The following is a 26,532-nucleotide window of genomic DNA, read 5'->3' on the forward strand; positions in this document are numbered from 1 at the left end:
GTACAGGAAATTGAGGAGGCGGAAAAGTTGATGAAAAAACGCAAGCCTATTGCTGTGCTGCTTGGGATTACTTTAACTACGACGATGATGGCAGCCTGCTCCGGCGGTGAAGAAGGCAAGAGCGGCGACACGAAGAGCAATAACGATAACCAAAAGCTGGAGGTCAGCATCTCGATCCTCGACAGAGGACAGGTGGCAAGCGATGAAGGGACCTATGAGAGCAACCGGGTGACGAAGTACATTAATGAAAAGTCGGGTATCAACGTCAAATGGGTGCCTGTCCTGCGGACGCAGTCGACGCAAAAGCTCAATACGCTGATTGCGGCAGGCGAAGCGCCGGACCTGATGTGGGAATTCGGGCGGGATTACATGTCCACCTTGAAGGATCAGGGGGCGATTCAGCCTATCGACGAATACATCGAGAAATACAGCACCTCCTACAAGGCATATTTGCAAGCGCATCCAGAGCTGAAGCCGTACACGATGTTTGACGGCAAGACGTATATGGCCACCAGCGCACGCGGTATCGATGCCATAGCCAACCATGCGATGTGGATTCGGCAGGATTGGCTGGATAAGCTCGGCTTGAAGATGCCTACGACGATGGATGAGATGATAACCGTTATGCGGGCGTTCAAGGAGAAGGACCCGGACGGCAACGGCAAGGCGGACACGCTGGGCGCGGCATTCAACTTCAACTATACGGGCATCATTCAGGCATTATATGCTGCCCAAGGCGGAATATGGTATTTGGAGAACGGTAAAATCGTCAAAGGCAACTTTACCGACCGGTATGCCGATGTATTGACAACGTTGAAATTGTTTTTTGAAGAAGGGCTCATCGATAAGGAATACATTACGGATAAAAACTTCCAGAAGGAACGGCAGCTGTTCGTTACAGGCAAAGCCGGCATCTATTTCTCGAGCTGGAACATTCCGTCGGAGTATCGCGAGCTGAAGCAAAATGTGCCTGACGCGAAGCTGGTTCCGTTCGAGCCGGTAGCTACGAAATACGGCAAGTTCGGCTTGTTCCAGGAGCCGCCAGCCAACCGGCTGATTGTATTCAATAAAGATATGAAGGATCCTAAGGCGGCCATCAAGCTGTTGGATTGGCTGATCGACAAAAACTGGTTCGACGTGCGCTTCGGACAGGAAGGGGTTCATTATAAGCTCGTCAACGGAGTGCCGCAAGCGATCGATGCGGAGAAAAACAAGAAGGAAATCGGGTATGCGGGGGAATACGCCGTATTGGATCAATACAGTCCGAAGCCGGAGGATTTCGCCATCATGGCGGCATCGGACGCAATATCGCAGGAATACGCCAAGGTTCAGGGCGAATCGCTGAAGGTAGCGATGAAGAACAAGTTCCGCCGCGACATTCCGTTCAACCCGACATTCCCGGAATTAAGCGAAATCACGACTTCGTTCGCCCCGCTGTCGGAGGAAATCGAGACGAAGGTCATTACGGGCGGAGCGCAGTTTACGCCGCAATGGGGAGTGGAGCAGCTTCGCAAGGAGTGGAAGCGTCTAGGCGGAGATAACGTCGACAAGCTCGCCCAGGAATGGTACCAAAAAAATGTGAAAACGAACTGACCAGGAGCGGGAGCGTCCTGACCCGTATTTCTCATCCGGAAAGAGGGAGCAGAGACGCTCTTCAACATGCCTGCTTCATGGCATGAATATTTCATGAGATAAAGGAGCGAATCCCGTGACGATCGATCACCGAATCATGCTGATGAAAGAGCTGGAAAGCTGGCACAAGGACTACAATGCCGAGCTGCATATGGTAAGAAGGCCGTTCAGCTCGCCAGGATATCACACGACGCTGAAGGGAGTGACGCATACGCACCCGACGTTGGCTGCCTGCATCTACGCCTTGGCGCTTCTGGATACCGGCGAGGAAGCCTATGCGGAGCGGGCGTCGGACATTTTGCAGAAGGTGATCGGGCTGCAGGATCAAAACCGCGACCATGCGACCTTCGGCATCTGGTCGTGGTTCATGGAGGAGCCGCTCACGATGATGTCGCCGCCGGATTGGAACTGGGCGGATTTTTGCGGCAAGCGGCTTGTGCTGGCAGAGCAAAGGCACGGCGAGCGGCTGTCGCCTGCGCTGCGCGAGCAGATTCGCAACGCGGTCTATTGCGCGTGTGACGCGATCATCAAGCGCAATGTCGGCCCCGGCTATACGAATATAGCCATCATGGGGGCGTTCGTGACGCTGATCGCCGGAGAAGTTTACGGCGAGGAGCGGTATGTAGACTACGGGCTGGAGCGGCTTCGCAAGTTCAGTGACTACACCCGGGAACTGGGGACATTCCAGGAGTTCAACAGCCCGACGTATACGGTCGTGGCCATCCAAGAACTGTCGAGCATTCATACGTCGACGCAGCTGCCCGAGGCGAAGCGGCTCAGCGCAGACATGCTGGATGTGGCTTGGCGCATGATTGCGGAGCATTATCATGCACCGACCGGCCAATGGTCCGGGCCGCACAGCCGCAGCTACAGTACGGTCATGACCGATTCCGTACGGTCGTTCCTGCAGATGGCGTGCGGCGACGCTGTGTCACTGCAGCCTGAAGACAGCATGACGTACAGTCTGGACTGGTACGGCAACGATATTCAATGCCCGCCGGCTTACAGGGCGGCATTCCATGATACGCAAGGCGGTGAGTACCGCCAAGTTATCCATCGGGCTGCCGATGGAAGAGCGGTCAATACCGCCACGACGTACAAGGACGAGCGAGTGAGCCTCGGGACGTTCAGCAAGGACGTCATGTGGAACCAGCGCCGCAACCTGCTGGCCTATGTCCCGAACGGAGATAGCTTCAGCTATATCCACTTGCGGTTTTTGCACGATGGATACGATTATTCATCGGCTGTGTTCTCCTGCCGGCAGGAGGGGGCGGATGCCTTGTTCGGCATCGGCTTCTGCACGGACGGCGGGGATACGCATATCGGGCTCGACCCGATAGACGGCACGCTCGAGGCAGCCGATCTCCGGCTGCGGTTCGAAATCGGCGGCAGGCTGGAAGGAGTGGAGGCTCGCCTCGCTGAGGAGGCGGGAGCGATTCGCGTCAGCCTGGACGGCGGGGCGCTTGCGATGCAGGCGGAGGTGCTGTTCGCCGCCTTCGACGGCGAGACGCCGCGATGGGAGATCGCAAGAGACGGGGAAAAGCTCAACGTCGATTATGTCGTCTACGCCGGCGAGGCGAAGCAGTTTGATTTCCGAAGCCTGCAGGAGGCGCTGCTGGTGCTTGCCTTCCGGCTGGACGGCGGAGAGGGCGCAGCCTTGGAGGCGTCGGCCGATCGGATCGCCGCCGGAAGCAGTGCGGCCGGGGAAGCAGTGACGGAGGCTTCGTCCGCGGTTGACGGCAGCGGCACCTTGGCGGAGGAGACGGCCGAAGCGGATGGCCCGCAAGTACACGCAGCTTACCGGACCGCCGGCGGCAGCGTGCTGACGTTGACCTTGCCGCTGAAGCCGGCGGCGAAGCAGCAGATGCTGCGATAGAGCGAGTGGAGCAGCGGGAAGGAGAGCGTAAGAGACTATGGCCAAGGGTACGGTAGTGGAGAACGCATTTCACAGCTTCGAGGATCCTTACACCGGCAGAACGGTAACCCGTCTGACGACGCCGGAGCATATTCAGCATCATCCTTACTTTTATTACAAGATGATCACAAACGACAACCGGTATCTGATCTATGCGAGCGACAGGGACGGACAGCGCAATCTGTACAAGATGGATCTGGAGAACGGGTCGGCTGTCCAGCTGACGGAAGGAACGGGAGTGCACGATTTCAGCTGCTCGCTCACGAGCGACGACCGGCACTTAATCTATTGCCGGGATAGGCAGATCATCCGCTTGGACATGGCGACGCTAGCCGAGGAGCCGTTCTATGAATCGCCGGCGGGCTGGGTGCCGAATGCGAATCCGGGACTGAGCTCGGACGACCGCTACCTGGTGCTGGTCGAAACGAACGAGCGGGACGTCGTCCCGAGCCGCGGCGATTGGTCGACCTTCGAGCCGCAATGGGCCGCCAAGCCTCGCTGCCGGATCGTCTATGTCGATATCGAGCGGCAGTCCAGCCATGTCGTCCATGAGGAGCCGCATTGCTGGCTGGGCCATCCGCAGCTGCGGCCGGGCGACTCTGACACGGTCCTGTTCTGCCATGAAGGTCCGTGGAACCGGATCGATGCAAGACTGTGGCTTGTGCAGTCCGACGGCTCCAATCTGCGCTGCGCGAAGCTGCAGACGCATGAGGAGCTGATCACCCACGAATATTGGCTCGCCGACGGCTCGCGGTTCGCTTTCGTGTACCGCAGCCAGGACGGCGGGCCTCGCGAAAGCATCCGCTTCATGGATCCGGTAACCTTGTACGAGGAAGTGTGGATGGAATGCTCGAAATATTGTCATTTCATCTCCAATTATGACAATACTCGGATTGTCGGAGACGGCCAGCTGAAGGAGGAGCATTTCATCTACCTCGTCGATGTGGGGAAGCGCAGCGAAGAGAAGCTCTGCTCGCACGGCACGAGCTGGCGAAGCTACGGCAATACGCAGGATGCCCATCCGCATCCGGCTTTTTCGCCGGACGGCTCCTTCGTCGTCTTCACCTCCGATATGGCGGGCAAGCCGTGCATTTATCGGGTCATGCTTTAGTAGTGGAGTTGCTTTAACAAAAGGAAGCCCGTAAGGCAGAGATGCCTTCGCGGCTTTCTTCTTTTTTTGCCCTGTGCAAGGGAGCAGGCCGAATTAGTAATAGGAAAAAGTACCTATATTATCTCGCCCAGGTTATGCCGATATAACTAGAAACTCTGTTCAGCCGAAGTGCAATGATATTTATCACAGGCTTATAACAGCGTTTTCAAATTCCACAACGAGAAGGTTGCTGTTCTTATGATAAATCTTGGATTATCGCGTCGTAAGCAAATCGATTTTATTGGCATCACGGATAACGATTTGCAGTTATTGAGCAAGCATGAGAAGGAGTTCGGGATCATCGTCAACCGGCTTGTCGATGAATTGTATGCGCAGCTGACGGATAACCCGGAGCTTCTTCAAATTATTGAGCGGCACAGTACGCTGGACCGGTTAAAGGAAACGCAGCGGTGGTATTTCATGTCCATGACCTCCGGGGTGATCGACGAAGCCTTTATCGAGAAGCGGCTCTTTATCGGCAAAGTCCATTCACGTATCGGCTTGACTACGAACTGGTATTTGGGAACCTACGTCCTGTATCTCGATCTTGCTGCGGCCCATTTGGCCGCTGTGATCCCGGACAACTGGATGCCGGTCATTCACGCATTGTCCAAAATGTTCAACCTCGATTCTCAGCTTGTGCTGGAAGCCTATGAAGCGGATGAGAAGGCTAAAATAGAAAGGCTCGTGGATAAGCAAAATCAGCTGCTGTCCGGTGTGAGCGCAGCGGTACAAGACCTTGTAGCCATGATGGTGCAGCTTAGCGGCAGCAGTGAATCGGTAGCCGATTCGGCGAGCAAAACGGCCGAGTTCCAGGATCAGACGCACCAGAACGTGATGTATTTGGCCAAAGAGGTCGACTCCATTCACCATGTCGGCGCCATTATGAGGGAAGTGGCGGATCAGACGCATCTGCTCGGTTTGAATGCTGCTATTGAAGCGGCAAGAGCCGGCGAGCACGGGCGCGGCTTCGAGGTTGTGGCGAACGAGGTTCGCAAGCTGGCCCAAAACACAAGAGATTCGCTGGAAACGATCGACGATAAGCTGCAAAACATTCATACAACGCTAAAGAAGGTCCAAAAGGATTCGGAGCAGACGTCCGTCTACTCGCGAAATCAGGTGGAAAGCTCCAAGCAGCTGGCTTCGTTCGTCAAAATGATCGAAAATGTTACGATCGAGCTGGAAAACTTGAAATAATCGTAATCGTAAAGCAGGCGCTGTCCGATGTGACGGTGCCTGTTTTTTGTTTACTTGCAGCGCTTAGTGAAAAGGATTGGAGAAAAGCGGCTAGAGGTATGAGAAAGTATAGACGGTTGTGCACTAACGCAGCAAATAGATACGTGTTAACTGGATAGTTAGAAATCCTATAGCACCGCTAATTAGGAGCTTCTCAAGAACTTTAACCACTTTTTCAGCTACATACTCCGCATCTTTAAATCTGGGTGACTCTTCCCCATATGATCTATTCCTGAAAAAAATTAAGGTAAAAATAATTGATGCTAGGGCAGAGAACACATATTTAGCTAGGGCGTGATCAAAGAAGACTAAAAGGAAATGGAACAGGTTAAGCAACGGATTGTTATCGCTCAATATGAACAAGTTTATCACCCGAGTCGGATTGAAATGAATTCATCACAGATAAATTACATTATTTTACAATTATATCACTGAGCTTATTTCTCGGAAAGATCCTCAGGGAATGCGCTTACCTTAAAAAAGCAAACCTGACTCCTTAATTTCCCGCATTGTTGATATAGAGCGTTTACATCATAATAAGGCTATACAACGAATGAGGGGGAAATGAAGTTGGCCAAATGGAGAAAATCCGTAACTGCCGCTTTGGCGGGGACCATGGCACTGAGTCTGGCTGCATGTGCAAGCGGAGGGAACAGCGGCACACCTTCCGGAGGGACTGGAGCAGCGGCGGGGGACACCGGCAAGGATAAGAAGCAGGAAGCCATTACGATTACATTCCAAAATATATACCCTGATGCAACGGATCCCAAAAATAAATTGCTTAAAAAAGTAGTAGCCGACTACATGGCGGCTCATCCGAATATCAAGATCGAGCTGGATTCGCTGAATACCGACCAGCAGAAGCTGAAGCTGAAGACGCAAGCCGCATCCAAGGAAGTTCCGGACATTACGGTCGTCAACCCGTCGGCGCAGATGAAGCCTTTTGTCGATGCAGGGTTATTTGCCCCGCTCAATGACATGGTCGAGCAGAACGGGCTCAAAGGAACGTTCCAAAGCGGGATTTTGGACTACTACAGCTTCAACAATAATTTGTATGCGCTGCCGGACGGCAACAATATCGGCGTCGTCTTTTATAACAAGGAATTGTTCCAGCAGGGCGGCGTAGAAATTCCTAAGACGTTCGAGGACATGATTGAGGTCGTCAAGAAGCTGAAGGCCAAAGGCATCCAGCCGATGGTTATCGGTGAGAAGGATTCCTGGACCGGATCGTTCCTGTTCATGAACATCCTGCTGCGCACGAACGGCGGACCGAACTTCCTGAAGGATGTCGTCGATAAGAAAAAGACGTTCAACGATCCGGCCTTTACCGAGGCCGTCAGCAAATTCCAGGATCTCGTTCAAGCGGGGGCATTCCAGGAAGGCGCAACATCGTTTGACTACAATGCGGGCGAGAACCTGTTCAAGACGGGCAAAGCCGCGATGTACTATATGGGCTCCTGGGCCAGCGGCGGCATCGAGACTTCGTCGGTAGCAAGCAAAGTCGGCGTGTTCAAGTTCCCGACCGTAGGCGGCAAAGGCAATCCGGACGAATTCATGCTCGCGCCGGGCAGCGCCTTCGCAATTTCGGCGAACAGCAAGCATCTGAAAGAAACGAAGGATTTCCTGAACTATTTCATGCTGAACTTCCCGAAAGTAGCGTTCGAGCTGAAGGGTGCCGTAGGATTGGCTCAAAAAGTGGAAGGCGATTTCAAAGCCGCGGGTTACTCCCAGACCGCCGTGGACATTCTGGAGCTGTTCAAAAGCGTGAAGGGCGGAGATCTGGCCTTCGATAACACGATGAATCCAGGAACGGCTCAAGCACACCTGACCAGCATTCAGAATCTGTTCGTTCAGAAGAAGGATCCGAAGGATGTCGCGAAAGAGCATCAAACCGCTTTTGAGGCAAACAATAAATAAGCCCCGGACTGGGGCGGGAGACGGGGGACTGTTGCAGGTCCCCTTTTCTCTCCAATAGAAACCGAACGTGATAGTTCATGAGGTTAATGATTTATGCCTCAAGACAGGATAGTGAAGGAGGCTCCATGAAGTGAATGTGTTGAAGGTTCCCGGCAGAACGATTGCCGTCTTTGTGCTGCCATGTCTGCTGCTCTACGTAAGCCTCGTGTTTATCCCCATCCTGGTGTCCATGTACAGCGGACTGTTGGATTGGAACGGGATCGGTGAATCCAAATTCGTCGGTTTGGACAATTTCGTGCAAATTTTTACGGCAGATCCGGTCTTCTGGCCGGCGGTGCGCCGCACCTTGATGTTCGCCGTCTTTTCGATGGTTGAAATCCCCATAGCTCTGTTCGTCGCCATTTTATTGAACCGTTATATTAGGAAGCCGAACTTTTTCGTCTCCAGCTATTTCTTGCCCGTTATTCTATCGGTAGTTATTATCGGACAATTGTGGAAAACGATTTATAATCCGGCCTCGCTCGGAGGCATGCTAAATCAAATCTTGATTGCGATGGGGTTATCGGATTGGACCAAATCGTGGCTCACCGAGCCGTCTATCGCTATTTATGCGCTGTATATCGTAGCTTTATGGCAGTACTTGGGCTACCACGTTCTGATTCAATTTACCGGCATTCAGAACATTCCTTCCGAAATTTATGAAGCGGCGAAAATCGACGGGGCGGAGGGCTTCACGGCGGATCGCTACATTACGCTCCCGATGGTTGTTCCGATTTTCAAAATATCGATTGTTTTGGCCTTTATCGGCTCCTTGCAGGCGTTTGACATGATCATGGTAATGACCGGCGGAGGACCCGCCCACGCAACGGACGTCATTTCGACCCATATGTACAACATGTCGTTCCTTTCCATGAAATACGGCTACGGAAGCGCGCTCGCCACCATCCTCGTAATTTTGTGTTTGGGAGCTACGCTGATCATTAATGCTTTCTTCCGCCGGCTGGAAGCCAAAGTATCTTAGATTCAGGATAAAGGCGGAGCCGTACTTGTTTGAAATCACTTGTACTTACTAATGATAAGGAAAGGAGATAGGAAGCCGATATGAATTCAGCTATGAATGTCACTGCAGGAACATCGGCCGTGCGCACCGCATCAAAGCGGCTGTCTCCGGTCAAATGGATCGTGATTCTGTTTCTCTCCGTGCTGTTCGTCACTCAGCTGTATCCTTTGATATGGTTGTTGACCTATTCTTTAAAAACGAACGAAGAGATTCTTTCGGGCAGCTTCTTTTCACTTCCCAGTGTACCGCAGTGGAGCAATTACAAGGATGCTTACGAAGCGGGCAATTATCTCCGCTATTTGTTTAACAGCTTTTTTGTAACCTCGGTCACGATGATAGCCGTCATCATATTAAGCGCGATGGCCGCTTATGCGATTTCCCGCTTTCGTTGGCGCTATGGCCAGGCCGTTATGCTCGTCTTTCTGATCGGCATGATGATTCCGCTCCAATCGACGCTGCTGCCGCTGATGATTATTTTCAAGCATTTGGGCATCCTTAATACTCACGGTGCGCTCATCCTGCCTTATATCGCCTTCTCCACACCGATTGCGGTGTTCATTTTGAGCGGCTTTTTGAAGTCGATTCCGCATGAGATAGAGGAGTCGGCGATCATGGACGGAGCCAGCGTCTACCGCACGTTCCGGAGCATCATCCTCCCTGTATCGGTTCCGCCGATTATGACCGTGTGCATTTTGACGTTCATTTCGATCTGGAACGAATACATCTTGGCGGCGACGTTCATTTCGTCGGAAAAGCTGAAGACGCTGCCGTTCGGCGTGTACAGCTTCGTCAGCCAATATTCGGTCAATTACGGGGCTATCGGGGCGTTCCTTGTGATGGGGGCGCTGCCGGTAATCATCATTTACTTCCTGCTGTCGGAAAAAATTACGAAGGGCATGGTCGCCGGTGCCGTGAAAGGATAGGCAGTTGATGCTGGAAAGAGTGCAAGCAAAGCATTCCAGTCGGCTGTTTCTTTTCGAAGCCTACTAACGATGCGACCTTGTCAGCGCGAAAATTGCTCGCTTGATTTCAAAAAAAGTTCCATTGTTGGCGGCGAAGCCAGTGGTTATTCCGTCCCCGTCGGCATCTGGTCTGGCACCCAGGAAGCGGCCAGATTGCCGAGGGAAGGCTCCATTTCTCGGGATAGAAGAGGAAGCGGCGGTTAGTGGTGCTGCAGAATGGCTTTGTCTTACCTGCCGCGCGGTGCCCGGCCGACTCTAGCTTACAAATCCTCTGTGACGGCGGAAATCCATATGATATGATGGGCATACAGAAAGGACGCCGCGAAGTGGAAGGAGGGAAGGAATGGCGCGAGGCTTTCATACAATTCATAACCGTCTGTTCCTGCTCTTCCTCTTCGGCATGCTGAGCCTAGTATTGATCGTAAGCGCTGTCTATTACATTAGGACAACCGAGCAGGTACAGAGCAAAATCAGCGACATCGCCCGCAAAAACGTATCGCAGACCGTCGGTCTGTTCGATTTGCTGCTCAAAGGATACGACAGCATGTCCAAGTCGATCAGCGGCAACTTCGATCTTCTGCGATTGCTGGCCGATACGACGCCGAAGGATTCGGCGGTCAAATATATTAATGAGCGCACCATAACGAACACTTTGGGGGCTATCTATTATTCACGTGAGGACCTGATCGGGATTCACGTGATTTCCTATTCCGGTGCGATATACAGCTACGGCAATTCCATGAATGTGATCGACCCGGAATACATGGATTCGTCCTGGTTCCAGGAGCTGCGCGACTCCACCGGGGAGATGAGATGGCTCGGGGTGTATCCCCGGTCCGTCATCGATCAGCTGGAGAGCCGGCCTGTTTTTGCATACGGCCGGCAGCTGTACGACTTGTCCGAGCATCGGCCTATCGGGATCGTGCTGATCGAATCCAACCCTCAGCCGATCCTCTCGGCGCTGTCGAATTTGAGCTTGGGCCCGCACAGCGAAGTGTACATCGTTTCGCCCGGCGGCCGCATCATCGCTTCGGCGAACAGCGACGTGGAGGCGGCTCCGACGCAGCCGCCTTCACTTGCCGACGTCCCCCGGCCGTCTTATGAAGGGGACGTGGTGGTGGATCAACGCCCCGGCCGATTGGCGGTGGCGGCGCGGCCGGAGATGGCCGACTGGACCGTCATCAGCCTTACGCCGGATAAAGATTTGAATGTGGAGCTGAACCAGACGAAGCAATTTTTCCTCATCGTCGTCTCGGTGCTGGTTGTAGTGGCGACGGTGCTGGCAACAGCGGTGTCGCGTTCCATCTCTTCACCGCTGAAGCGGCTGATCCGCGAGATGAAGCAGGTGGAAATCGGCAACTTCCGCGGTCTGCTGCATGTAAAATCGTACGAGGAGATCAACATTCTCGTAGCATCGTTCAACCAGATGGTGAACCGGATGGACGATTTGATCGAGCGGGTGAAGCTTTCATCCATCAGCGAGAAGAACGCGCAGCTGCAGGCGCTGCAGTCCCAGGTGAATCCGCATTTTTTGTATAACACGCTGGATATGATTTACTGGATGCTCGATGAGAAGGAGAACGACCGGCTTGGTAAAGTCGTTCTCTCCCTCTCTCACATGTTCCGGTACAGCAGCCAGTGGGAAGAGGAGTCCGTCGTCACGCTTCGCGAGGAGAAGGAGCAGATGAAGCATTATTTGACGATCATCGGAGTCCGGCTGGAAGGACGGCTTACGATGGCTATCGATATTGAGGAGCGGTGGCTCGATTTCCGGCTTCCCAAGATGACGCTGCAGCCCGTCATAGAAAATGCGGTTAAGCACGGTCTGGAGCCGCTGGACCGCCCGGGCTTGCTGCAGGTCCGAACGGCATCGACCGGGAAGGAGCTGCAAATCATCATCGAGGATAACGGCTGCGGGATGGAGCCCGAGGCGCTCGCGCGATTGACAGCCTCCTTGCACGAGGAGGCGCGGACGGCTTTGCGGGAGCAGGAGAGCACGGACATGACCCGGGCGGTTCCATTTGCGAAGCCGAAGCCGCGCAGAGGCATTGGCCTCGCCAACGTGCACCGTCGCCTTGCGCTGATGTTCGGCGATGCGTACGGCGTGAAAGTATTGAGCGAAGCCGGGCGGGGAACCACGGTCATCATCACGATGCCGTGTGCGGAATATCCCGCGCTGCAAGCGGAAGGAGGCCACACGTAACGATGAATATCCTAATCGTAGACGACGAGTCGATTATAGGCGACGGGGTGAAGCGGACCCTTAACGCCCGGTTCCCGTCGTTCCGGGTGCATTTGGCGACAAGTCCGGAGGAAGCGGTACAGGTGCTTCGAAGTCAATCCATCGACGTAGTGCTGACCGATATTCTCATGCCGGGCATGACGGGATTGGAGCTGATGAGCATATCGCGCAAGCGGCATCCGCATGTGAAGTGGGTTGTCATCTCCGCACACTCCGAATTCGCCTATGCTCAAGAAGCGGTTCGGCTGGGGGCGAGAGACTATCTGCTGAAGCCTATCGGCAAGGAGCTGCTGACGGAGTTGATCCGCACGCTGCACGAGGAGGTTCAGAAGGAGACGCAGAGCACCCAGGAGGCGCAGCTGCTGAAGGCGAACCTGAAATATTTGCGCGAAGCGGTGTTTCAGAGATGGGCGTCCGGTCTTGATATCGGCCGCATCGATTTGAAGCCTTTTATCGAAAGTCATCCCCAATTTCATCTGGTCATGGTGAAGATGGAGAGCGACCGCAAGGTCCACCTTGAGCATTTCATCATCGAGAATGTGTTCTCCGAGCTGATAGAGCAATACGGCCAGGGCTTTGTCGTCAGCTACGACAGCCAGAGCCTTCTCGGGCTTATTACGCTTCGCGAGCCATTAAGCCTGGACTCGTTGACGAATGAGCTGAAAACCCATCTGAAAACGTATCTGAAAGTACCGTTTCAGATTATGACGTCGGGCCTCGTCGACGATTTCCGCACGGTGCCCGAGCAGGTGCAGCGGCTGAGGCAGGCTTCGACGACACAGGTCTACGAGCATTACGCCCGCGGCGGCGATACGGCGATTGAAGTCGCGCTGCAGTATATCCGCACGCATTTTCACGCGGACCTGTCACTGGAGAAGGTAGCCTCCATAGTATTTTTGAACCCTGTCTACTTCAGCCAATTGTTCAAGCAGAAGACGGGGCTCGGATTCAAGGAATATGTGATCCAGCTGCGCATGGAGCAGGCGAAGCAGCTGCTGCACAATCCGCAGCTGAAGCTGGCGGACGTAGCCGAGCGAATCGGCTATCAGGACATGCGGCATTTCACGCAAGTGTTCCGCAAGAAATTTTCCATTACGCCGACGGAGTACCGGGGCAGCATTAAGGTTCAGGAGATGCAGGGCCAATAGTAAGACCAGGTGGTATTCCACCGATCGGACCGTGGTTCCGCTATTGGTCGAAAAATCCCGTGAACGGAGCGATGATCGGACCATAGATCCGTTATTCGCTCTGATTTCGAGGTAGTTGGGGGGAAAAACGTCCAATAACGGATCGTGTGTCCGATCGTGCTTGGTAAATGCGCCTTTTGAGGCAAATAACGGATCTCCTGTCCGAACAGGTTAGAGTTCACCTTGAGAAAAACGAGACTGCCCCCAAAAAGTCATTGAATGATTGGGTCAGCCTCTTACGCAATAGAATTCATTGGATTCCGAGGTCATCGGATGCAAGATTCTATGCGGCAATAAAGCCTGCCTTTCTCTATGAAGCGAGTTATACCTAAGCCAAGCTTTAAGGTCGATCAATGCCTCGCTAGAGGTTTGCCTAATTAAGAAAGTTGACTTCTAGCCCAGTTGTTTTTGACCTGACTAATGAAAACATAGTGGCGGTCCCCCAAGCAGATTGAATCTCCTAGGGGACCGCCTCTTATTGTGTCCTGCACATGCAGTTGGCTTCATGCTGCAGCAAGCTCCGTATCTCTGCACGCTGCTTCTCCGTTCACAATCACTGAACCATATCTGTGCTCGTCTGCGCGGAGGCGCGCGGCATCAAGTCGATGAGCGCATGCAGAGCGCTGCTGATGAACGAATCTTTCCGCGTAATGAATTCCGTCCTCATATGCCGGATCGATTCCGGAACCTCGTGCGCACGGACGGCTCCTTCCACGGCGTGCTTGGCGACGACGGTTCGCGGCAGCAGCGAAATGCCGAGTCCCGCGGATACGCCGCCGACGATCGCCTCGAGCGTTCCGAACTCCATAATGACGGATTGCCGGACGCCTTGCCCCTGCATCCATCTCTCCAGTATATCGCGGTAAGAGCAGCCGATGCTGTACACAAGGACCGGCTTCGTGAATGCCTCCTCCAGATCGGCCACCGGCGGTGCGGTTGCGATCACCAGCTCCTCGTCAAACACAGGGATGGATTGCAGCTCGGGATGATCGCACTGCGTTCCGATGAAGGCTCCGTCGAGCTCATACTGCAGCACTTTATCGATCAAAAATTGCGTATGTCCGGTTGCAAGCGACAGCACGACGCTCGGATGCCGTTCGTAGTAGACGGCCAGCAGCTTCGGCAGCCTTACCGCCGCCGCCGTTTGAGTAGAACCGATCCTGAGCGGTCCGCTCGGCTCCGTAGAGGAAGCAAGAGCCCGACTCGCTTCGTCCAGGAGGCCGACGATTTTATCGGCGTACACGAGCAGCGTCTGACCGCTCGACGAGAGCGTCATGCCGCGGTTATGGCGAAGAAAGAGCATCGTGCCCAGATCCGATTCGAGCTGCTGGATTCGTGCGCTCACATTGGATTGGACATAGCCGAGGCGCGCAGCCGCTTTGGTAATCGAGCCCTCGCGGGCAACCGCTTGGAAGATGCGCAAGTCTGTGCTTTCCATTTGAATTCGCCTCCTTCTCATTTGAAATCCGGAATCCATACTACCCATTTCCTTCGTTGGTATCACAAAATATGATATCGAGTATCATTAGTGTTCATTATACATAAAACCAAAGCTCCGTTACAATAGAGTTCATCACGAAGCTCAGAGCAGCAAAACAGAACTATAGAGCAACAGAACTATAGAACAACAGTAACGGAGGGATTCCTATGAGTAGGTTCCGCTATGTCGCGCTGATCCTCTTTACGACCTGTTTAATGGGCCTTGCCTTTCCGGTCGGCAAAATCGGGATGCACTATGCCCCGCCTTTTTTGCTGATGGGCATCCGCTTTGTGCTGGCAGGCGGCGTGCTCGCTCTCATCGTAGCGGGAAGGCCGAGACCCCGCGGCGCAAAGCAATGGCTGCAGGTCTCTGCCATCGGCTTGCTTCAGTCCGCAGGCGTCATGGGCTGCGCTTATTACAGCATGCATTGGATTACGTCCGGCGAATCGTCCATCCTTACCTGTACGAACCCGCTGCTTGTTATCGTGCTCGGCACGATGTTCGCCGGCGCATCGTACCGGTGGCTGCAGTGGCTGGGAGTAGCCGTCGGTTTTATCGGGGTCGCCTTCACGTTCGGCTTTCACTTGAGCCTGCAGCCCGGTACCTTCATCGCGTTTGCAGGAGCGCTCTGCTTCGCCTCCGCCACCATGCTCGTTAAGCGATGGGGCGCCGCCTTCGATATGACCGTGCTTGCGGCTTATCAGATGCTGGCCGGGGGGATTGCGCTTCTTCTATTAAGCGCATGCACGGAGCAGGCCTATTTTACCGTTACCTTAACGTCGGTCATCGTATTGCTATGGCTTGCGGTCATGTGCTCCATCGTCCAATTTTGCGCATGGTATTATTTGCTGAAGAACGGAGATCCGGCCAAGACAAGCGCCTTTCTGTTTCTCGTACCGGTGTTCGGCGTAGTTTCCAGCTGGCTGCTGCTGGGCGAAGAAGTGAAGTGGTATGTGGGCGTAGGCGGTATGCTCATCTGTGCCGGCATATTCCTGGTTAACCGGGAACGGAACGGGGTATCCAGACCGATTGGAGCTGTCGCTGTAGTAGAGGATAAAAAATTAACGGTGTGAATGGATCAGGGTATAAAGGAAAGCAGATTAACACATAAACAATTCATTGGATAAAGGAGCGGACAAAATGGAGAAAAAGCATCCTATAGCACTAGTTACCGGCGGAGGAACCGGAATCGGCAGGGCGACGGCTATCGAGCTGGCCCGGAGAGGGGCTGTCGTTGCGGTGAACTACTCGCGTTCCCAGGTCGAAGCGAAGGAAACGGTACAGTTCATCATCGGGGAAGGCGGGCAGGCAATAGCCATACAGGCTGATGTATCCAAAGACGAGGAAGTACGGAGAATGGTGGCCAACATAGCGGAGCGGTTCGGCGGGCTTAATTACCTCATCAACAATGCGAGTATTACCAGGCACATTCCACTTGACGATTTGGAAGCAGCAGTGGAGGAAGTATGGGATGAGCTGTATGCCGTCAATGTGAAAGGCATGTTTTACTGCGCGCGGGCGGCGGCGCACGGGTTGACGAAATCGCTGGCTCGGGCTTTGGCGCCGGAAATCCGAGTGTGCAGCGTGGCGCCCGGAGCCGTAGCGACGAGGTGGTGGGCCGGCCGGGAAGAGCAAATGAGCCGGCTCAGCGGACATTTGCCGCTGCAGCGTATTTCGACGGCTGAGGATATCGCCGGGCTCATCTGTTCCATCCTAGAACAACCGTCGCTTACGGGACAAATTATAACCGCGGACAGCGGGCAAACGATGTAATGAAAGCCAAAGTCGAGCCAATGTCCAGACGCCTTTACGGGTGAACTGCTGGGAGGAGGCACTCACCCAGGGTTAAGGGTTCATGACAAGAACAGACGTAGCCTGTCCCAGGCTGTCGAGAAACCTGCTTTTACTCCAAAAAGTTTAGGATGGAGGGGTATCCCCCTTACGATGCCAGTTTTCCTAGGGACAGCTCCGGGGCGTCTGTTTCTTTTTACCTGGTTTTTGGCGAGGAATGTCGAATTTGTTCAGATTTTGTTCAGTGCCTCCTACTATAATAGGTACTTATGAACCTAGGTCATTGGGACTACGAATAGGAGGAAGGACGGATAACGAGATTGAAACGACCAGAGCACTGACAAGCAGGCAAGGGAGAACGGTTATATCGAGAGGAGAGGACAGGCAGTGGTAAAAAGGCTTCAAAGAAAAAGTATCGTGTCACTGGTATTAATGATGCTCATGATCATTAACCTGATAACGCCGGCGTTAGCGGCCGGCGGAGCATCAGCGGGCGTGCAGGGAGGCAGCTATTTCACGGACGACGATAATTGGAACGGCGATGCAACCGGCAGCGGAGTACCCGACAGCTCGAACAAAAATATGGATCTCAAAATCGGCAACGGCGATGCGAAGTATCCTATTAATTTTAAAATTACAGGAGTAGACAAACAGCCGCAGAAAGATGCCTATTTGCTTGTACGGGCGCTGGACGTGGATGAATACGACGGTACCAACGGCACGGGAGAATGGGATCGGGTTTATTTCTCCGACAACCCCGCGGATATTCAATTGGGAGCTCCCTATACAAACTGGCCTTCCAATTTTACTGCCGGTAATTACAGAAAAGAGTTCCCGAAATCGGCGTACGCCGGTGCGCTATCGGGAAACAACGAAAAATGGAATACGACAGTATTGAATCTTGATCCGAGCAGAATTACATCGGCTTCAGATTATTACGTCGGTCTGTCGACGCATCACTACTATAATGCCGGCAGCTTCAACGGCGGCTGGATCGTACAAGTCGATTGGGGCCAGCTGATTATTGATGGAGGCAGCCGGGAATCCGGAGAAATTACGAAAGGGAACATTAAGATTGAGGGCGGCAAGCTCAAGCTGGATACGGCATTTATTCCGAAAGTATCCGGGAACTTCGATATGGAGGTCAGCTTGATCAAGCCAGTCGTGAATCCGGACGGTAGTGTGGATGAACAGAATCTGGACACGGAGACCAAGCGCTTTAACGGCAGTACGGCAGGCGTAGAAAAGCCGTGGGCGGGAATTGAGCTCGGTTCGAATTTGAATCCTAATGATCCATATTATGTAAACATCATTTTGTTCGATGACCGTGGCGGCAATGCGACAGACGATCCGAATCCGGGCAAAGCTCAGCATTTGTTCCGAATTTCCACGTTCGATCCTTTGGCGGACAGCTTCGTCAAGCAGGGGCTTCAATATGATCCGGTTGCTTTTACGCCAAATGAATTCGAAACGAACTATTTCAAGGTAAATGGAGAAGCGAACGGGACTCAGCTGCAAAAAGTGAAGATCGTAACGCTTCTAGATGCAAGCAAAGGAAAGCTGGTTATCGATAACGGGACGGATCCGATAACGGATGTCGCAGCTGGCTTGGAAATAAATAAAGCGGACCTCGGTACGCTGAAATTTATTCCGGCTTCCGGCGAACCAGGCTTCACCGGTTCCGCTTCCTTCAAGTGGAACGGATATGACAGTAAGCAATACGCTTTTATCGATGCCGATATTACGATTAAAGCCAACGCCGCTCCGACCATCGATCCGATTGTGAAGGATGCGAACAAAGGCGTGTCGGTACCATTTACCCAGGCTGAGTTTGCAAACAGCTATGCCGATACGGAAACGGCTCCTTTAAATAAAGTGAAATTCGTAACGCTGCCGGATCCCGACAAGGGCAAGCTTGTTCTTGTAAACGGCGCGAGTGCAACGGATGTCACCCAAGGTCAAGAAATTCCTGCATCCCAGCTCGGACAATTGCAATTCATTCCGAATGCAGGACAGGCCGGAACGGTTACGTTCGATTGGAACGGCTCCGACGGTACGCAGTATGCTCGAACCGGGAAAACGGTCACGATCCAGATCAATAACCCGCCGGTGATTCAATCGATTAGCAAAACGGGACTGACTGGAGCGGTGATTCCTTTTAGTTCGGCTGATTTCGCCTTGGCGCCTTCCTACACGGATTTGGACGCCGACGTCTTGTCGCAGGTGAAGATTACTTTACCGAACAACTTCGATTCGTTAGGCAAGCTGTGGTACACCTCCGTCTCCGGTGCGGTCTATATTTCCCCGGTTACGACGGCAGCCCTCACCAAGGCGCAGCTGGACAGCTTGAAGTTCCATCCATCGCCGGGTTTGCCGAACGGCGGCACTGTAACGTTTGACTGGACCGCTACGGACGGCAAGCAATACTCCGAGAATCCGGCACGAGTGAATATTGCCTATAACGGTGTTCCAGTTGCCCAGCCTATTTCGGTCAGTGCCGAAGAGGGCAGTCAGGAGATCACTATCGTGCTGAAAGGGGCCGACATGGAGTCGGTAACCGGGTTAGTCTACGGAATCAAGTCCCAGCCGGCGAAAGGGACGTTAGAACCGGCAGCAAGCAATAATCCTTACGGGAATACATGGATTTACAAGCCGAATCCGGGATTTACCGGAGAGGACAGCTTTACCTTTACGGTCACGGACTCTGATGGTCAGAAGAGCCAGCCTGCTACCGTAAATATCAAAGTGAACAAAACATTGGACGGCTGGGCAGGCGGCAAGCCGCAGGGTGATACAAGAGCCGTGAAGATCATTCCGGGATATGTGCTGCCTCTGACTGCGGTAAGCTCGACGGATGCTGCGGAAGTCATCGCGACCGTGAACGGAACGCAGGTTCCACTGACGCTTGCGAACCCGGCTACTTATGCGGCGGACGGCTACAAGAAGTGGGAAACGGCCACATTTATTCTTCCTGAAGGAACGGCCAAGGGCGAATATACCGTAAGCTTTGCGGCTAAAGCGGCGGATCAGACGGTCCTGCCTGCAGAGCCTGCAGCAAAGCTTGGTGATAACAAGTTCCTAGTTCCTGGTCCTGCTATCCTGGATTTGCAAGCCAATCCGGACAAGCTGCTCGGAGACGGCAAATCGACCACGGTATTGACCACATCGCTGAAGGATGACAACGGGGTACCGGTAGCTGGTGTCGAAGTTGTGTTCAGCGCGCCGGAAGGAACGGGCTCGTTCGTAGGTTCGGACCGTGCGATCACGGATAGCCAAGGAAATGCATCGGTTACCTTCAAGTCTCAGAAAATTACGGGTACTGCCGAGCAGAAGATCCCGGTCAAAGCCACCGTACTCGATACGCAGAAGGGCCTGAAGGGACAAGATCAGATCGAGATCACATTCCTGCCGCCGACCATTAGCGGCGTTCTTACCAAAGGCGGCACTCACGAGCCGGTTGCAGGAGCTACGGTCCGAGTCACTTTGGATCTGAACGGCGACGGCAAAATCGAGCAAGGTGTAGACTTCGATCAGACGATTGTTACTCAAGCGGACGGCTCTTACTCGCTTCCTGTTCCTGAAGGAGACCGCGAGTACAACCTGGAGTTTACCCAAATGGTTACCATCGGAGGAGTAGAAACCCCGGTAACGTATAGTCAGAAAGCGCAAGTTGGCAAGGCATCGGGCTCCGGAAACGAAAATTTCGATTCCGAGAAAACCGTAACCGGCATCGTGCTTGTGAAAAAGCCGGATGGCAGCTCCAGTCTGTTTGACGGCAGCATGGTATCGAAAATGAAAGTATACCTGAAGGATCCTGCCGGCAATTATATTTCGCAAAGCGAAGACGGCACTCCAACAGGCTTTGAGCTGCAAGGACAAGGCGTGTTCAACGCGAACGGTTTGACTAAGGATACCGTGTACACCTTGGAAATCCGTTTTGAAGTAGCGCCTGGCCAAGAGCTGATTATCCAACGCGGAACCGTTAAAGTGACGGCCGACGGGGAAATGAACATTTCGCAAGAGCTGGTCGATCCATACGGCCACATTACGGACGCTTATACGAAGCAGCCGATTGAAGGCGCTCAAGTCATGCTGTATTATGCCGATACGCAAAGAAACAAAGACAAAGGCTTGGTGCCTGGAACAGGCGTGGTATTGCCAGAACAAAAAGATTTCCCGCCGCACAACAACAAGAGTCCGGAGCAGCTGAGTGACAAGGCGGGCTTCTACGCTTACATGGTTTATCCTCATACGGATTATTATCTTGTAGTTACTAAGGCTGGATATGAGCAGCAAACAAGTGAAATCATCAGCGTGGAACGCGAGATCGTAAAACGGGATTTTGCCTTGATTCCGCGCAGATCGTCCGGGCATTCTTCCTCCGGAGGAGCGGTTATTCCGGCTAAGCCTGAAGTAACGCTGGCTCTCTCTGTAGACAAAAACCTGATCAAAGAAGGCGATCAAACCACCATTACGGTCGACTACAAAAACTTGTCCTCCACAACGCTGGACAGCGGCGAGATCAAAGTGACGCTTCCGGAAGGAGCGGAGCTGGTCAGTGCCGATGGAGGCACATTGGATGGAAAAACGATCACATGGAAGGTAGCTAATGTGCAGGGCGGACAAGCAGGAAGCTACAAGGTCTTTGTGAAATGGCCGATGCTGACGGCTGCCAATACGGAATTTGAGATTCCGGGGCAATTCGCTGCCAATGGAAATACCGCTGATCCTGTTCAAGCGGATTCCTCGGTTAAGCTGAACGTATTCTCCGATCGCTTTGGAACGTTGAAGCATCAACGGTACATTCTCGGCTATCCGGACGGACAATTCAAGCCGGACAACTCGCTTACGCGGGCTGAGCTGGCAGCTATCGTTGCCCGTCTGACGGAGAACGATAAGGTGGATGGACCGCTCTCTTATTCGGATGTGCAAGAACAGCACTGGGCGGCGAATTACGTGAAGATCGCTACGAAGCACGGTTACTTCGGCGGCTTTGAGGACGGAAGCTTCCGTCCGGAAGCGCAGGTGACAAGAGGCGAGCTGGCTTCGGTTATGGCGCGCTTCCTGGAATTGAAATCGGGCGCTGCGGGAGAGGCTCATTTCTCGGATGTGCAAGGCCACTGGGCTGCCGATGCGATTGAGGCTCTCTACCGCGGCAAATTCCTCTCCGGTTATCCGGATGGAACGTTCAAGCCGCAGGATCATATCCGCAGGGTCGAAGCGGTAACTATGATCAACCGGATGCTTTATCGCGGTCCGTTGAAAGGAATGCCTGCGCAATTCCCTGACGTGGCGGAGAGCCATTGGGGCTTCGGCGACGTACAGGAAGCGACCGTCTCGCACGAGTCGAACCGTAATAACGACGGCAGCGAGACGTACAAGAGCAAGATCGAGGATCATGTGCAATAAAACGGAACGCAATGACTGAACCAACCGGCGGTGCATGGAGCCTATCCATGTGCCGCCGGTTTTCTTTTGTAATAAATCCGCCTGCCGATACCGATACACTAAAGAGAAGCTCTAATACAGGGGGATAGGGACGGATGAGGGCGATACTTGTGGACGATGAACATCTTGCTTTGCTGCAGCTCGGCAAGATGCTGACGAATATACAGGGAGTCGATGTCATCGGCTCCTATATGGATCCTGAGCAAGCGATCGAGGCGGCGGGCGGGCTGCAGCCGGATGTGGCATTCCTGGACATCCACATGCCGGGGATCTCTGGATTGACGGCAGCCGAACGGTTGCAGGAAGCTTGCCCGGATATCGAGATCGTATTCATTACCGCTTACGATGAATATGCGATTCAGGCGTTTGAGCTCAGCGCTATGGATTATGTGCTGAAGCCTTTGCAGAAGGACCGGCTGGCGAGAACGGTACAAAGGCTGCATCAGTATGCAGGCGGCAAGAAGGCGCCGGAAGAAGCGCCTGTACTCATCCGGTGCCTGCAATCGCTACAAATCGAAGTGCCGGGCGCTGGAACGGAGGCTTCCCGGTGGCGTACCGCCAAAGCGCAGGAGCTGTTTGCTAATTTGCTTCATAATAGAGGGCAAGTGGTGCGCAAGGAGGCTCTGTTTGAGCTGCTGTGGCCGGAGCTGGAGCTGAGGAAAGCCACGACGCTGCTGTATACGACGATCTACCAGGTGCGGCAGGACTTGAAGCGAATGGGCGTGGCGATAGAAATCCGCAGCGTCAGCATGAAAGACGGCTATGTTCTGGACGCAGGAGCGACCCGAATCGATGTCGAGGAGTGGGAGCGGGAAATATCCAGGCTGGAGCCTATATCCGCTGCCAACGCGAATGATCATCTGCGTCTGATGGAGGCCTATACGGGCGATTACCTGGCGGATTGCGGCTATTTATGGGCCGAGAATGAGCGGCAGAGACTTCATATGATGTGGCTGCAGCATGCGCAGCGGCTCGGGGAATATTACGACCGGCATCACAGGCTGACCGAGGCGGTCAATGTGTACCATCGGCTTCAGCTGAAGAATCCGTATTTGGAAGACACTTATTTCTCATTGATGAAATTATATGACCGGCTGCAGGAGCAGACCGCCGTGGAAGATCAGTACAGACGATTGATCCGGGTGCTGGAAGAAGAGATGGATGCGGCTCCTAACGAAACCATCCAACAATGGTATGACCGATGGAGACCGCTTCATCAGCGGTCGCGCGAATAGGAGCATTTTGATTTGCAGCGAGCTTGATGAAAAAGGCCAAGCCCTTCCTGAAAGTGGGGCAGCGGCCTTTTTTTCGTGTAAGCTTCAGGTACGGCGGTGCTATAGTTCTAAAGGAGGACATATAGTTATATGTATGAAACAGGAAGAGGAACGCCTCGCTCCGCCTCGGTTTGAGCCTTGCAAAACGCCGGGAGACGGGACCCTGGTTTTTCCAAGGTTTCTTTCGGTTGGATGCGTTTACAAAAATAAAAAAAATAAATTCTTAAACCCGATATACGGCAGGAAAACTGTTGAGATGCGTCGAAAAATATAGTTCAAAAACACATAGAAACGCTTTAGAGAAAAAAGAGGGGTGCTTGATGGAAAGACGGGTTTGGCAGGGGTTATCTTATAACTTTTACGAGGTGATTATCCAATAGAGCAAACTGCTTCAGAGCGAGGTCAAATTGTGCTCCATATCCAAATTACATTACCGAAAGAAACCGCTTTACACATTATGAAAATTTGGAGTTGTGTAAACAGTGCACCGACTATATTATATATATAATAAGCTCAAAAACCGTGATTTTATATTCACCATTCCGCTCGTTCTTCTGGCTCTTGACAAGATTGTCGGCCACTGCTTGTGGCTGTACCACTCTGGCAAAGGGTTTCCGAAATCGGACGACAGCCAATGGTATCTTGATTATGCAAACGCTTTGATGACGAATTTTTCCATCGGCTTGCATATGAACGACCTGATGTATCTCGGCTACAATATTCTTCTAACGCTTCTTCTGGCCCTGTTTAAAGACCCGGTTGCCATAGTTTTTGTTCAGGCGGTAACCGCAGGCTTGAGCGTCATTCTGGTCTTTAAAATCTCAAGAATGTTATTTAATCGCTTGACGGCCATCATAGCTTCTTATTTCTATTACAGTGCCTACGATATTACATTGTGGACAACGTATATCCTTTCGGACAGCTTTTTTATAAGCCTTCTGCTTCTATGCATTTATTTCCTTCTTAAAGTATTCGAATCCAATAAAAAGCTATACAAAGTGCTTTTCGCCTTAACATCACTATACATGGTTGTATTTCGCCCTACCGGCGTCATCACGATCGCCTTCATTATCATCTATATTCTTATCCGCATGCATCACAAAACGATCTTCGGTTTCATCAAGCGCTACCGCTTTGCCCTGGGCGGCGTCGTGACAACGTTAGCGGCAATAGGAGTCTATCTGCTGGTTGTCGGCAAGCTCGATCCTTTAATAACATCTTTACAGTTTAATGCCAAAATGGTGTTGTATAATATATACGCCAAAGGATGGATTTACGACAAATCGACACCGTACGATCACTACTACAGGCCTGATTATACGATCAACATCTTTAACAGTCTCATCTTGAGCTTCCTGGTTAATAACTGGGATGACGTGTCCATCCTGTACGCCAAACGAGTGCTTGCTTTTATGGGCCGATGGGTATGGACGACCGATCTTACGAGCCTGCTCGGCGTCGTCAAATTTATTAAGGAATCGATGCCGGTTCTATTATTTTTGGCGGGAACGGCTGCAGCTGTTGTCAACGGAGTGTTTCGAAGAGCTTCCGTCATTTGGCTTATCATTCTTGCCGTTTTCGTATTTTGCATATTGCTGTTTATCGACGCTATGTACCGGTACCGCGCGCCGGCCGTCCCTTTCATCGCCATTGCCGCCGCTTATGGGGCGGATCAAATCATTAAGGGAGGCATCGCTCTCATCCGAAGGTACGGGGCGGACAAAATCATCGAGTTGGCTATTATTACCGCAAAAAAACAAACAGGGAAGCTGAGCCGATATGGAAAAAGGAAAAGTATTGATAGTGATTCCGGCTTTTAATGAAGAGAACAACATAACCAAAGTCATCCGGGATATTCGGGAGAGCGTCCAAGGGACCGAATATGACATTTTGGTCATTAACGACTGCTCCCTGGATAACACGTCGACCAATGCACGGCTGACGGATGGGGTTAAGGTTGTCGATCTGCCGTTCAATCTGGGGATCGGGGGCGCGGTGCAAACCGGCTTCAAGTATGCCAACCGGAACGGATACGATTACATGGTGCAGATCGACGGCGACGGTCAGCACATTCCCCGGGAAGTGGAGAAGCTGCTCGATGCCATGACTCGAAGCGGCTGCGACATGGTCATTGGTTCGCGGTTTCTCGATATCAAGTCGTACCGCACGACATGGTCGCGCAGATTGGGCATCAAAGTGTTCTATGTCCTGTTTCGGATGCTTATCAAGACGAAGGTTACCGACAGTACGTCGGGCTTCCGTATTTATAACCGCAGGAGCATCGAATTGTTGAGCCGGTATTATCCCGACGATTATCCCGAGCCGGATGCCATTATCGTACTGAAAAAATACGGCCTGAGCATTTCCGAGGTCGGCGTCGAAATGAGAGAGCGTGAACACGGGGCGTCTTCGATCACCCCGATCAAAAGCCCGTATTATATGGCTAAGGTTATCCTATCCATCCTCTTCTCCTATACAAGGACAAGGTGGTGATAGAAATGGATGGAGGGTATCATTTGTACAGCTTTCAGATTATGGGCATCGTGTTCAGTCTTATTATTATGGTTTCGGTCTTCCTGATGGTCCGGGCAAGAATGATCAAGGAAAAATATTCGTTAGTCTGGTTCCTTATCGGTCTATTCACGCTTTTGATGTCCCTTTTCACGGATCTTATGGATTCATTTTCCGATTTGATCGGTGTCTATTATGCTCCATCGGCGTTTTTTGCGATTCTCATTGCCTGCGCGTTTTTGCTGCTGCTTAATATGAGCGTCAGCATTTCGGGATTGAAGATGCACAACAAAGCTTTGACACAAGAGCTGGGATTAACCAAGCTCAAGCTGGAGGAACTCGAAAGGAAATTACAAGAGAACAAATGATACTTAAATACATTATGCTGTTTGGCAGCGTGACCATGACGGTTGCCGCACAGACGCTGCTCAAAATCGGCGGCCGGTCGGTTCAATTCGACAATGGGCTGATGGCGATCCTGATCGGCTACTTGACATCGCCGATCATCGTGCTGGGCTTTGCGTTATACGCGTTAGCTGCTTTTGTATGGATTTACTGCCTGTCCCAGTTTGACCTGAGTTACGTTACGTTCGTGTCCAGTATTCAGTACGTTTTGCTTATTCTTGCTTCCATTCTGATTTTCCACGAGCAAATAAGCATGATGAAGTGGGCCGGCTGCGTCATCATCATGATCGGCGTCATTATATGGATGAAAGGATAACGAGCT

The 26,532-nt window shown here is 52.6% G+C and carries 18 protein-coding genes; 17 read left to right on the forward strand and 1 reads right to left on the reverse strand.

From position 1 onward, the window contains the following. Positions 1-30 precede the first annotated feature (30 nt). The 9 genes from DVH26_RS02750 to DVH26_RS02790 all read left to right on the forward strand — a co-directional run bounded on the left by DVH26_RS02750 (position 31) and on the right by DVH26_RS02790 (position 13,262). Positions 31-1,593, forward strand: coding sequence for an extracellular solute-binding protein (locus DVH26_RS02750; protein ID WP_239631029.1), 1,563 nt, complete (start codon positions 31-33; stop codon positions 1,591-1,593). Positions 1,594-1,708: 115 nt separating this feature from the next. Further along, complete coding sequence (locus DVH26_RS02755) at positions 1,709-3,508, forward strand: hypothetical protein (RefSeq protein ID WP_239631030.1); 1,800 nt, start codon at positions 1,709-1,711, stop codon at positions 3,506-3,508. A gap of 37 nt (positions 3,509-3,545) precedes the next feature. Next, positions 3,546-4,658 (forward strand): oligogalacturonate lyase family protein, encoded by a 1,113-nt coding sequence (locus DVH26_RS02760; RefSeq protein ID WP_239631031.1) that lies wholly within the window; start codon positions 3,546-3,548, stop codon positions 4,656-4,658. A gap of 237 nt (positions 4,659-4,895) precedes the next feature. Beyond that, positions 4,896-5,894: a globin-coupled sensor protein gene (locus DVH26_RS02765; protein WP_239631032.1), complete on the forward strand. Its 999-nt coding sequence runs from the start codon at positions 4,896-4,898 to the stop codon at positions 5,892-5,894. A gap of 654 nt (positions 5,895-6,548) precedes the next feature. Then, a complete protein-coding gene (locus DVH26_RS02770; RefSeq protein WP_239635261.1) occupies positions 6,549-7,850 on the forward strand; it encodes an extracellular solute-binding protein in 1,302 nt (433 codons plus the stop codon). 130 nt (positions 7,851-7,980) lie between these two features. Continuing rightward, positions 7,981-8,871, forward strand: a complete 891-nt coding sequence (locus tag DVH26_RS02775) for a carbohydrate ABC transporter permease (protein ID WP_239631033.1) — start codon at positions 7,981-7,983, stop codon at positions 8,869-8,871. Positions 8,872-8,963: 92 nt separating this feature from the next. After that, on the forward strand, positions 8,964-9,833 hold the full coding sequence (locus DVH26_RS02780) for a carbohydrate ABC transporter permease (protein ID WP_239635262.1): 870 nt from the start codon (positions 8,964-8,966) through the stop codon (positions 9,831-9,833). A 382-nt stretch (positions 9,834-10,215) separates the two neighbouring features. After that, the gene (locus tag DVH26_RS02785; RefSeq protein WP_239631034.1) at positions 10,216-12,075 is read left to right on the forward strand and encodes a cache domain-containing sensor histidine kinase; all 1,860 of its coding nucleotides are present in this window, start codon (positions 10,216-10,218) and stop codon (positions 12,073-12,075) included. Between the two features lie 2 nt (positions 12,076-12,077). Continuing rightward, entirely contained in the window at positions 12,078-13,262 is a 1,185-nt protein-coding gene (locus DVH26_RS02790; RefSeq protein WP_239631035.1) for a response regulator, read from the forward strand. 592 nt (positions 13,263-13,854) lie between these two features. On the opposite strand, the gene DVH26_RS02795 is transcribed toward DVH26_RS02790, so the two are convergent. After that, positions 13,855-14,739, reverse strand: coding sequence for a LysR family transcriptional regulator (locus tag DVH26_RS02795; protein WP_239631036.1), 885 nt, complete (start codon positions 14,737-14,739; stop codon positions 13,855-13,857). A 209-nt stretch (positions 14,740-14,948) separates the two neighbouring features. On the opposite strand from DVH26_RS02795, the gene DVH26_RS02800 reads away from it, so the two are divergent. The 8 genes from DVH26_RS02800 to DVH26_RS02835 all read left to right on the forward strand — a co-directional run bounded on the left by DVH26_RS02800 (position 14,949) and on the right by DVH26_RS02835 (position 26,526). Further along, entirely contained in the window at positions 14,949-15,854 is a 906-nt protein-coding gene (locus tag DVH26_RS02800; protein WP_239631037.1) for a DMT family transporter, read from the forward strand. Between the two features lie 67 nt (positions 15,855-15,921). Next, positions 15,922-16,554 carry an SDR family NAD(P)-dependent oxidoreductase gene (locus DVH26_RS02805; RefSeq protein WP_239631038.1) on the forward strand — a complete coding sequence of 211 codons (633 nt, stop codon included), beginning with the start codon at positions 15,922-15,924 and terminating at the stop codon, positions 16,552-16,554. A gap of 405 nt (positions 16,555-16,959) precedes the next feature. Further along, a complete protein-coding gene (locus DVH26_RS02810) occupies positions 16,960-21,981 on the forward strand; it encodes an S-layer homology domain-containing protein (protein ID WP_239631039.1) in 5,022 nt (1,673 codons plus the stop codon). Positions 21,982-22,115: 134 nt separating this feature from the next. Next, a complete protein-coding gene (locus DVH26_RS02815; protein WP_239631040.1) occupies positions 22,116-23,255 on the forward strand; it encodes a response regulator in 1,140 nt (379 codons plus the stop codon). A 521-nt stretch (positions 23,256-23,776) separates the two neighbouring features. After that, positions 23,777-25,114, forward strand: a complete 1,338-nt coding sequence (locus DVH26_RS02820) for a glycosyltransferase family 39 protein (RefSeq protein ID WP_239631041.1) — start codon at positions 23,777-23,779, stop codon at positions 25,112-25,114. Beyond that, positions 25,074-25,787 (forward strand): glycosyltransferase family 2 protein, encoded by a 714-nt coding sequence (locus tag DVH26_RS02825; protein ID WP_239631042.1) that lies wholly within the window; start codon positions 25,074-25,076, stop codon positions 25,785-25,787. The genes DVH26_RS02820 and DVH26_RS02825 overlap by 41 nt, the downstream gene beginning before the upstream one ends. Before the next feature lie 5 nt (positions 25,788-25,792). Next, positions 25,793-26,173 (forward strand): DUF2304 domain-containing protein, encoded by a 381-nt coding sequence (locus DVH26_RS02830; protein ID WP_239631043.1) that lies wholly within the window; start codon positions 25,793-25,795, stop codon positions 26,171-26,173. Next, positions 26,170-26,526 (forward strand): DMT family transporter, encoded by a 357-nt coding sequence (locus DVH26_RS02835; RefSeq protein ID WP_239631044.1) that lies wholly within the window; start codon positions 26,170-26,172, stop codon positions 26,524-26,526. Before DVH26_RS02830 ends, DVH26_RS02835 begins: the two co-directional genes overlap by 4 nt. The last annotated feature ends 6 nt before the right edge of the window (positions 26,527-26,532 follow it).

The organism is Paenibacillus sp. H1-7, assembly GCF_022354825.1.
In the GTDB taxonomy this organism is placed as follows: Bacteria; Bacillota; Bacilli; order Paenibacillales; family NBRC-103111; genus Paenibacillus_S.

Bases quoted from the DNA above. Each gene is read 5' to 3' on its own strand.
- DVH26_RS02825 (WP_239631042.1), top strand. From the start codon at position 25,074: ATGGAAAAAGGAAAAGTATTGATAGTGATTCCGGCTTTTAATGAAGAG.
- DVH26_RS02835 (WP_239631044.1), top strand. From the start codon at position 26,170: ATGATACTTAAATACATTATGCTGTTTGGCAGCGTGACCATGACGGTT.
- DVH26_RS02830 (WP_239631043.1), top strand. From the start codon at position 25,793: ATGGATGGAGGGTATCATTTGTACAGCTTTCAGATTATGGGCATCGTG.
- DVH26_RS02785 (WP_239631034.1), top strand. From the start codon at position 10,216: ATGGCGCGAGGCTTTCATACAATTCATAACCGTCTGTTCCTGCTCTTC.
- DVH26_RS02750 (WP_239631029.1), top strand. From the start codon at position 31: ATGAAAAAACGCAAGCCTATTGCTGTGCTGCTTGGGATTACTTTAACT.
- DVH26_RS02790 (WP_239631035.1), top strand. From the start codon at position 12,078: ATGAATATCCTAATCGTAGACGACGAGTCGATTATAGGCGACGGGGTG.
- DVH26_RS02765 (WP_239631032.1), top strand. From the start codon at position 4,896: ATGATAAATCTTGGATTATCGCGTCGTAAGCAAATCGATTTTATTGGC.
- DVH26_RS02800 (WP_239631037.1), top strand. From the start codon at position 14,949: ATGAGTAGGTTCCGCTATGTCGCGCTGATCCTCTTTACGACCTGTTTA.
- DVH26_RS02795 (WP_239631036.1), bottom strand. From the start codon at position 14,739: ATGGAAAGCACAGACTTGCGCATCTTCCAAGCGGTTGCCCGCGAGGGC.
- DVH26_RS02760 (WP_239631031.1), top strand. From the start codon at position 3,546: ATGGCCAAGGGTACGGTAGTGGAGAACGCATTTCACAGCTTCGAGGAT.
- DVH26_RS02815 (WP_239631040.1), top strand. From the start codon at position 22,116: ATGAGGGCGATACTTGTGGACGATGAACATCTTGCTTTGCTGCAGCTC.
- DVH26_RS02805 (WP_239631038.1), top strand. From the start codon at position 15,922: ATGGAGAAAAAGCATCCTATAGCACTAGTTACCGGCGGAGGAACCGGA.
- DVH26_RS02770 (WP_239635261.1), top strand. From the start codon at position 6,549: ATGGCACTGAGTCTGGCTGCATGTGCAAGCGGAGGGAACAGCGGCACA.
- DVH26_RS02780 (WP_239635262.1), top strand. From the start codon at position 8,964: ATGAATGTCACTGCAGGAACATCGGCCGTGCGCACCGCATCAAAGCGG.